Annotated in this window: 1 protein-coding gene; it reads left to right on the top strand. The window is 66.6% G+C overall.

Going from position 1 to position 971, the window contains the following annotated elements; translation table 11 throughout:
* On the top strand, positions 1-971 hold a 971-nt coding region (locus ACFPMG_RS26760; protein WP_376998274.1), incomplete at both ends, for a hypothetical protein.

The raw sequence follows: 971 nt of genomic DNA, 5'->3' as shown, positions 1-971 counted from the left end.
TCCTGCTGGCGCAGAACATCGCGGGCAACCAGGTGCAGCCGGCGCTGGCCGCCCGTGCCGATGGCGGCTTCGTCGCCGTCTGGGCTGGGCAGGACGGTTCCGGTTACGGCATCCAGATCCGCGAATTCACCCCGAGCGAGGCCGCGCCGGTGTTCACCGCGCAGAGCGTCGGGGTGCAGGCGGGCGAGTCCCTTCTCGCCGCCACACTGCTCCATCCCGGCCATGCCCAAGGCGAAGCCTGGGCGACGAGCGGGCTGCAGCGCATCATCCAGTACGAGTTCATCGACACCAATGCGTCGGCGGCGAGCGGTCATTTCGAGTTGAACGGTGTGGTCCAGGCTTCTGGACAGACCATCTCCGTGACAGCCGACCAACTCGGCACGCTCCGCTTCGTCGGCGGCAGCGCCGCCGCTTCGGACGCCATCCTTGTGCGCGTATCGGACGGGGTGCGCTGGTCGGACTGGGACATTGCCACCACGCAGACCTTTGCCCCAGCCACATCGTTCGTGTCCGGCCAGGAAAGGGCAGTGAACCCCACCGTGGTCAACGATCAACTGCTTCCCTCGGTGACGGTGCTGGCGAATGGGACGCAGGTGGTCACCTGGGCGTCGAACGGGCAGGACGGCAGCGGTTACGGTGTCTACGCCCGCCTGCTGGACGGCCATGGCCAACCCCTGGGCAACGAATTCCGGGTGAACGCCTCCACCGATAAGAGCCAGAGCAATCCCAAGGTGACCGGGCTTGGCAACGGTGGCTTCATGATCGTCTGGGACGAGGTTGATGCCGTCAGCCAACCCCCTATCGGCAACTTCGCCGTCTATGCCCGGTTCTACGACGCCGCGGGCAACGCCGTGGGCAGCGAGTGGAAGCAGGCCCTCTCCTATGCGGCATCCTCGGAAGCGGCCCAACTGGCCGACGGCAGCGCAGTTATGGTCTGGCTGCAGCACGGCACGGTCTGGGCTCAGCGCTTC

This window comes from Azospirillum himalayense (genome assembly GCF_042657465.1).
Lineage (GTDB): Bacteria > Pseudomonadota > Alphaproteobacteria > Azospirillales > Azospirillaceae > Azospirillum > Azospirillum himalayense.
This window is presented reverse-complemented; position numbering and strand designations above follow the sequence as displayed.